Source organism: Salinigranum sp. (genome assembly GCF_041641895.1).
Classification (GTDB): domain Archaea; phylum Halobacteriota; class Halobacteria; order Halobacteriales; family Haloferacaceae; genus Salinigranum.
The window spans coordinates 1-6587 of record NZ_JBEPXO010000130.1; the positions used below are offsets into that span (position 1 = coordinate 1).

Below are 6587 nucleotides of genomic sequence, written 5' to 3' on the forward strand. Positions count from 1 at the left end.
GAGTCGAGCCACGGCCGGGCCGTCGAGCTGCTCGAACAGGTCGGCATCCCCGACCCCGAAGAACGAGCCGACGAGTACCCTCACCAGTTCTCGGGTGGGATGCTCCAGCGGGCGATGGTCGCACAGGCGCTCGCGGGCGAACCGGACGTCCTCGTCGCCGACGAACCGACGACGGCGCTCGACGTCACCATCCAGGCGCAGATTCTGAACCTCCTCCGGGACCTCCAGCGGGAGCGGGGGATGAGCGTCGTGATGATCACCCACGACCTGGGCGTCATCGCGCGGATGTGCGACCGCGTGGGCGTGATGTACGCCGGCGAAGTCGTCGAACGGGGCACCCTGTCGGACGTCTTCGAGCGGCCGGTCCACCCGTACACGCAGGGGCTGCTCGGGTCGATTCCGGACCTCCAAGAGCCCGCGCCGCGACTCCAGCCCATCGAGGGGAACGTCCCCTCCATGCTCGACGAGGAGATGGGCGACCGCTGTTACTTCGCCGACCGGTGTCCGAAGGCGATGGACGCGTGTCTCCACCGAGTCGAGGAGCGGGTCGTCGACGACGAACACGCGGTGCGCTGTGTGCTCGCCGACCGGGAGTTCGACGAGGCGGCGGCCCTCGACGACGACTTCTTCGAGGACGAGCAGGAGGTGCGCGCCGATGACTGACGGGATGGGACGGGGCGACGGTGGACCGCTCCTCCAGGTGCGCGACCTCCAGAAGTACTACTTCGAACAGGACACGCTCGTGGACCGCCTGCTGGGGAACGAAGCGCAGAGCGTGAAGGCCGTCGACGGGGTGAGCTTCGACATCCACCGCGGGGAGACCCTCGGTCTCGTCGGCGAGTCGGGGTGTGGGAAGTCGACGACGGGCGAGACGGTGCTCAGACTCCGAGCACCGACCGGTGGCGACGTCCGGTTCGACGGCGAGTCGGTGTACGACCTGACGGGGAGCGACCTCGCGCGGTTCCGCCGGCGGGCACAGATCGTCTTCCAGGACCCGTTTTCGAGTCTCGACCCCCGGATGACCGTCGGCGAAATCGTCGCCGAACCGCTCGTCGTCCACGACATCCCCGAAGACGCCGGGGGACAGGGCCCGCGAGAGTGGCGCCGCGAGCGCGCAGCGGACCTGCTCGAACGCGTCGGCCTCTCCGCCGCACAGGTCGACCGCTACCCGCACGAGTTCTCCGGCGGGCAGCGACAGCGAATCGGTATCGCCCGGGCCCTGGCGCTGGACCCCGACTTCGTCGTCCTCGACGAACCGGTGTCGGCGCTCGACGTGAGCGTGCAGGCGCAGGTGCTGAACCTCCTCTCGGACCTCCAGGAGGAGTTCGGCCTCACCTACCTGTTTATCGCGCACGACCTGAGCGTGGTGCGGCACCTGTGTGACCGCGTGGCCGTGATGTATCTCGGGAACGTCGTCGAACTCGGTTCCGTCGACGACATCTTCGAGTCGCCCGACCACCCGTACACGCAGGCGCTCTTGGAGAGCGTCCCGCGCGCCAGCGTCGAGGAACAGGGGCGCTACGTCGACACCCTCACCGGCGACGTCCCCTCGCCCCGGAACCCCCCCTCGGGCTGTCGGTTCCGGACGCGCTGTCCCGTGGTGATTCCCCCGGCGGAGATCGACATCGACCAGGAACGCTACCGTGCCGTGATGGACCTCCGCGACGCCCTGGAACGCGGTGACCTCGACGCCGAGTCGGTGTGGGAGCGACTCGACGCCGAGCGGGGTGACGAGGCGGCGTTCGTCGCGGACGTCCGCGAGACGTTCCTCGACGGACGACACCTCTCGGGGGCGAACGAGCGCGTCGTCGAGGAGGCGCTGACAGCGCTGGCACAGGGCGAGCGGGAGGAAGCGGCCGGCCTCCTCGCGGAGCGGTTCGAGAGCGTCTGCGAGACGGACCGGCCGACGCTGGGAACGGACACACACACCACGGCGTGTCATCTCGTCGACGGTGGACCGGCGGCGTCTCGGACCGAGGGGGTACCGGACACGAACTGAAAGACACTTCTACGCCCGACGAGTGGACTCGGTGTGACCCGTTATCGGAATCTCGTCCTGTTCTTACTCCTCGCAGCGGCGTGGGGGTCGGCGTTCATGGCCATCAAGGCCGGCCTGGCGTACTTCCCCCCCGTCCTGTTCGCGGCGGTCCGCTACGACGTCGCGGGGGTCATCATGCTGGCGTACGCGGTCTACGTGGTCGACGACCCGTTCCCGCGCGGGCGGACCCAGTGGGCCGTCGTCGCCGTCGGTTCGGTCCTGCTCATCGCGGGCTACCACGCCTTCCTGTTCGTCGGCGAGACCGACCCGGCCGTCACCTCGGCCGCCGCGGCGGTGCTGGTCTCGTTGAGTCCGGTCCTGACGACGGGGTTCGCCCGCGTCTTCCTCCCGGGAGAACGACTCACCGTCCTCGGCGTCGCCGGCCTCCTCCTGGGGCTGGTGGGCGTCGTCGTCCTCACACAACCGGACCCCAACGACCTCCTCGGCGGCGGTGCGGTGGCGAAGCTGCTGGTCTTCGCGGCCGCGGCCACGTTCGCGCTCGGGTCGGTCCTCACCCGGAGACTGGACAGCGACATGCCCATCGAGACGATGGAGGCGTGGTCGATGGTCGGGGGTGCGCTCGTGCTCCACCTCGTCAGCCTGGGCCTCGGCGAGTCGCTCGCCGCCGTCGTGTGGAGCGTCGAGTCCGTCGCGGCGCTCGCGTACCTCTCTATCGTCGCGTCGGCGGTCGGGTTCCTCGTGTACTTCGACCTGCTCGACCGCCTCGGCCCTATCGAGATCAACCTGGTCTCGTACGTCGCACCGGTGTTCGCGGCGCTCTCCGGGTGGGTCTTCCTCGCCGAAGTCCCGACGGTCTACACCGGCGTCGGCTTCGCACTCATCTTCGTAGGCTTCCTCCTCATCAAACACCGGACCGTCCGCGACGAACTCCCACGGCTCGGACGGCGCGGCGGCGCGTTCTTCTCGGGCGACGACTGAGGCGCGTCTCCCGTCGTCTGGTCTCAGCCCTCGTCGGTCGTCTCCGCCGCCGAGACTGCCTCGGCCTCGACGACTCGTCCGACCAGCGTCCAGCCGTCCTCGGTCTCTCGGCCGGCGAGGACGGCCGTGTTGTCCTCGGAGGTAGTGAAGCGGTACGTCCCCTCCTCGTCGACCCGGCGTCCCTCGGCCTGGAACTCCTGCTGGAAGAACTCGGCGCTGGAGAGTTCGAACACGCCCGTCGTGTCGTCGTCGAAGGTGAGACGGAGCGGGTCGGGGCTGACGTTGTACATCCGCTTCGCGACGCGGTTGAGTTCGGCCATGCTCCGCGCTGACGGCGTCAGCTCACAAAAACACCACGCGTCTCGGACCACTCGGGAGTCGGCATCGATTGCCGCGAGCTGTCGGGATATAGAATCGCACCCGATGTTCGTGAATAAAAGAGTCAGGGACGTCTGTGAAACGTTAGGTTCGGAGAGAGTCACTCGTGAAGTATTGACGTCGTTCCGAAACCGTCGCTGAAACGAACTGAAGGCTCGGGCGGTTATATACCGCTTTCACACGTGAGACCAGACGACGTCAGATCCATGCCCAACTCGTTGCACTCGGTCTCCCGCGAACACGCCTCCCGCCTCCGGGAGGTGGTACAGTCACAGTCCCTCCAACAGGGTGCTCGCCTGGTCGCCGCTCCCCTCCGCTTCGTCGGCTTCTGGGCTGCCGTCGCCCTCCCGTTCCTCTACGTGCCGCTGCTCTTCGGCGGTCTCCAGGGTTCTGAGACGCTCGCGTTCGGCCTCCTCCTGGCCGCGAACGCCCTCGCACTCGTCGTCGGACACGGTCACCGCCAGTAACGCTTCCGACCGAAAGCGCAAGTTTCAGTACGACTCGTTCCCGAGAGCGGATATGGGACTGAATCTCAGCAAGAAAGGAGTCGTCGGTGTCGTTCTCATGCTCCTCGGTTCACTCGCGTTCCTGCCGGGGCTGCTGCCCGCCTCCGGCCAGGCCGCGAACCTCGCACTGCTGCCGGCAGCGCTCCTCCTGACCTACGGTACCTACCTCGTCGGCACCGACGGTTCGGGTCGCCCCGTCTGAGCGACGAACCGACGACTGCGGACCGTCCGTCCTCTCTGCCCTCCCGAACACACCAGCGATCGCTGTCCCGTTCTCCGCCGCCGTCTCCGCAAGCGCCGGCGTCGCTGTGCAGCGAACGGAGCGTCGAGACTGCGTCACACGGGTCGAATCGAGAATCACACCGACCGAGAGAGGTCGGTGCGTCGGGGCGTGAGTGGGCCCCGTGAACTGGGTTGCGTGCCTGTTAGTTGGAATCGGGACCTGAGTAATAAATACACCTCTTCCCGTCTCGATAACGATAACGATGCGGCGTCCGACGGCGGCGATGCGGACCCGACCAGTCAGCGACGGTGGAGGTCGCCGTCACGTTCCTCGAGGACTCCCCGGTCGACGGCCCGCTGGACGACCCGTGACGCCTCCCGCTCGGTGAGGTCGTACGCGCTCTGCGCGACGGCCTCGGCCTCCGCGCGAGGAATCGGAAACTCGCGGTTCCGGAGGAACCGGAGGAGCTTGTGGTACACCCTGTCGAGGTCGGTCGAGGACGCCGCCTCTCCCTCCCTCACCGCCTCGTTCTCGTCGTGGTCACCGCCTCCCTCCGCCGTCGACTCGTCCACTCCCTCCGCGTCCGTGTCGGGCGAGGAGTCGGCTGCTGGGGACGTGGCTGTCGGCGGGTCGTCCACCTCGACGGCGTCGTCAGTGTCCCCGACGGCGTCGATTTCGTCGTCTGCCGCCGTGTCGGGGTCGGCCGTCTCCGACGCCGGACGGTCCGTCGACGCCTGTTCGGCGAACGTGACCTCGGGCTGTGTCGGGTGGCCGTCCGGGTCGACCGGCCCCCCACTCGACGCGTCGGTCGGGTGGTCGTCGGCGGTGGACGTCTCGGTCGGCGGGAGTCGGTCGGCCGTGACGACCGCGAGTTCGACGTCGTCGACGAGCGGCGAGAGGACGTTCGTGAGTTTGGTGTGACACCGGTCACAGAGGACCACCCGAGGGGGCTCGGTATCGACGGTTCGAGGCCGCGCCTCGTACTCCGAGAGTGCACCCGTCGCCCCACAGAAGTAACACGACCGCAGTTGGACCATACGCCGGCAACGACCAGGGGAGTGCTAAACGTTTCGGGAAATTTTATCGAATGTGATATTCAGGCGCTAACACCTTTACCCGGCGTCCACCTGCCTTCACACAGAACTGACCGGGAGCGACGTAGTCCCGAGAGAAGATTCAAGCCTGCCAGAATGAACGAGACGCCTGCGACCGGGGACGACGCGAGTGGGGACGACCCCCACCCAGCGGACGTACCGCTCCGTCGGGTGCTGGCGACGGCGGACGTCTCGCTCCTCGCGGCAGTCGTCGAGCGCTTCTGGGAGGACAGAGGATACCGGACCTCGCGGACGAAGCGGGGGGACAACCGGTTCCTCCTGGTCCGCGACCCCGCGGGCGACCCGACCCACGTGGTGTGGCTCGACCCGTCCGCGCGGGCGGCGCCGAAACACGTCGCACGGCTCGGCCGGATGGCCACCTCGTTCGGCGACGCGGAGGCGACGGTGGCGACCGGACGCGACTACGACAGCGCCGTCTACGCGGCCGCCGAGGAACACGACGTCGAGTGTCTCGCCGACGAGCAACTGGTGACGCTGGTCACGAAGGCAGGGCTGCAGGACGTCGTTCGGGGGCACGCGGCGTCGCCGCAGCGGAACGCCGTCGCCGACGGCGGGGCGACTCAGTCCTCCGCGTTCGAACTCCAGCCCCCGGCCGACCACCCACTCGCCGTCCGGGCGGGGCTGGTCGTCGGCGGGACGGTGCTCTCGCTGGCGGCGGTGTGGGTCGGGGCCGCGGAGGTGACGGCGCGACTGCAGACCTGTACCACGGGGTGTTCGCTCCTGTGGCTCGCGAGTTTCCTCCCGCTCCTCGTGATGCTGCTCGGGAGTTTCGCCGTGGCCGTGGGCGTGTTCGACTGAACGACCCGCGGGTTACGGCTTGTGCGTGAACAGGACGACCTGGTCGTCGTGAGTCGTCGTACAGAGGTCCAGCGGCATGCTGAGTTCGAGGCTGTTGAACTCGTCCTCACAGACGACGAGGTCGTCGAAGGACTCCCCACAGGCGGGGCAGGTGATACTGACCGTGTTCCGGTAGCGTCGGATGCCGCCGGCGGTCTCCTGGACCGTCAGCGACGAGACCATCTCGTCGAAGTCTTCCATATCGGGGGAGTGACGCGTGGTGACATAAACCTCGGGGGAACGCCCGGTTCCCCCGGGGCTCAGGGTTCGCCCGTCGCCCACTCCTCGTCGCCGAACGCCGGGGGGAGGGAGGCGCGGTTCGAAGTCGAGAACTGCATCGGGGCGCCGGCGGTGGCCCGTTGGCGGGAGTCGCGAGTCTGGCCGGTGGCGTCGACGTCGGTGCGGTCTGTGGTCGATGTCGCGTCGGTCGGGTGGGGTGTTGTGCTCATTCGTGGGGGATCGGAACGGGACGGTCTGGTGACGATGCGCGCCGGGAGGGAGAGGAGAATCAGTCGCGTACGCGTACTTCGGGCATCGTCGTTCACTCGAAC

At 68.0% G+C, this 6587-nt stretch carries 10 protein-coding genes; 6 read left to right on the forward strand and 4 right to left on the reverse strand.

Annotation, left to right across the window (positions count from 1 at the left end; genetic code table 11):
- From ACESK5_RS18440 to ACESK5_RS18450, 3 genes are all read left to right on the forward strand, one after another.
- The coding region (locus tag ACESK5_RS18440; protein WP_372913047.1) for an ABC transporter ATP-binding protein at positions 1-663 on the forward strand (663 nt) is incomplete at its 5' end.
- Positions 656-1999 carry an ABC transporter ATP-binding protein gene (locus ACESK5_RS18445; RefSeq protein ID WP_372913048.1) on the forward strand — a complete coding sequence of 448 codons (1344 nt, stop codon included), beginning with the start codon at positions 656-658 and terminating at the stop codon, positions 1997-1999. The genes ACESK5_RS18440 and ACESK5_RS18445, both read left to right, overlap by 8 nt.
- Before the next feature lie 33 nt (positions 2000-2032).
- Positions 2033-2977 carry a DMT family transporter gene (locus ACESK5_RS18450; protein WP_372913049.1) on the forward strand — a complete coding sequence of 315 codons (945 nt, stop codon included), beginning with the start codon at positions 2033-2035 and terminating at the stop codon, positions 2975-2977.
- A gap of 23 nt (positions 2978-3000) precedes the next feature.
- Here the strand turns inward: ACESK5_RS18450 and ACESK5_RS18455 are convergent, their stop codons facing one another.
- Positions 3001-3297, reverse strand: coding sequence for a transcriptional regulator (locus ACESK5_RS18455; RefSeq protein WP_372913050.1), 297 nt, complete (start codon positions 3295-3297; stop codon positions 3001-3003).
- 264 nt (positions 3298-3561) lie between these two features.
- On the opposite strand from ACESK5_RS18455, the gene ACESK5_RS18460 reads away from it, so the two are divergent.
- Together ACESK5_RS18460 and ACESK5_RS18465 are read left to right on the forward strand one after the other, a co-directional pair.
- The gene (locus ACESK5_RS18460) at positions 3562-3822 is read left to right on the forward strand and encodes a hypothetical protein (protein ID WP_372913051.1); all 261 of its coding nucleotides are present in this window, start codon (positions 3562-3564) and stop codon (positions 3820-3822) included.
- Positions 3823-3874: 52 nt separating this feature from the next.
- Positions 3875-4063, forward strand: coding sequence for a hypothetical protein (locus tag ACESK5_RS18465; protein ID WP_372913052.1), 189 nt, complete (start codon positions 3875-3877; stop codon positions 4061-4063).
- Positions 4064-4383: 320 nt separating this feature from the next.
- Here ACESK5_RS18465 and ACESK5_RS18470 read toward each other — a convergent pair whose 3' ends face one another.
- On the reverse strand, positions 4384-5121 hold the full coding sequence (locus ACESK5_RS18470) for a hypothetical protein (protein WP_372913053.1): 738 nt from the start codon (positions 5119-5121) through the stop codon (positions 4384-4386).
- Between the two features lie 153 nt (positions 5122-5274).
- On the opposite strand from ACESK5_RS18470, the gene ACESK5_RS18475 reads away from it, so the two are divergent.
- A complete protein-coding gene (locus ACESK5_RS18475; RefSeq protein WP_372913054.1) occupies positions 5275-5997 on the forward strand; it encodes a hypothetical protein in 723 nt (240 codons plus the stop codon).
- 12 nt (positions 5998-6009) lie between these two features.
- Here the strand turns inward: ACESK5_RS18475 and ACESK5_RS18480 are convergent, their stop codons facing one another.
- The gene (locus tag ACESK5_RS18480) at positions 6010-6237 is read right to left on the reverse strand and encodes a hypothetical protein (RefSeq protein WP_372913055.1); all 228 of its coding nucleotides are present in this window, start codon (positions 6235-6237) and stop codon (positions 6010-6012) included.
- Between the two features lie 59 nt (positions 6238-6296).
- Positions 6297-6485, reverse strand: coding sequence for a hypothetical protein (locus ACESK5_RS18485; protein ID WP_372913056.1), 189 nt, complete (start codon positions 6483-6485; stop codon positions 6297-6299).
- Positions 6486-6587: the final 102 nt, after the last annotated feature.

Bases quoted from the DNA above. Each gene is read 5' to 3' on its own strand.
- ACESK5_RS18445 (WP_372913048.1), top strand. From the start codon at position 656: ATGACTGACGGGATGGGACGGGGCGACGGTGGACCGCTCCTCCAGGTG.
- ACESK5_RS18470 (WP_372913053.1), bottom strand. From the start codon at position 5,121: ATGGTCCAACTGCGGTCGTGTTACTTCTGTGGGGCGACGGGTGCACTC.
- ACESK5_RS18460 (WP_372913051.1), top strand. From the start codon at position 3,562: ATGCCCAACTCGTTGCACTCGGTCTCCCGCGAACACGCCTCCCGCCTC.
- ACESK5_RS18480 (WP_372913055.1), bottom strand. From the start codon at position 6,237: ATGGAAGACTTCGACGAGATGGTCTCGTCGCTGACGGTCCAGGAGACC.
- ACESK5_RS18475 (WP_372913054.1), top strand. From the start codon at position 5,275: ATGAACGAGACGCCTGCGACCGGGGACGACGCGAGTGGGGACGACCCC.
- ACESK5_RS18455 (WP_372913050.1), bottom strand. From the start codon at position 3,297: ATGGCCGAACTCAACCGCGTCGCGAAGCGGATGTACAACGTCAGCCCC.
- ACESK5_RS18465 (WP_372913052.1), top strand. From the start codon at position 3,875: ATGGGACTGAATCTCAGCAAGAAAGGAGTCGTCGGTGTCGTTCTCATG.
- ACESK5_RS18485 (WP_372913056.1), bottom strand. From the start codon at position 6,485: ATGAGCACAACACCCCACCCGACCGACGCGACATCGACCACAGACCGC.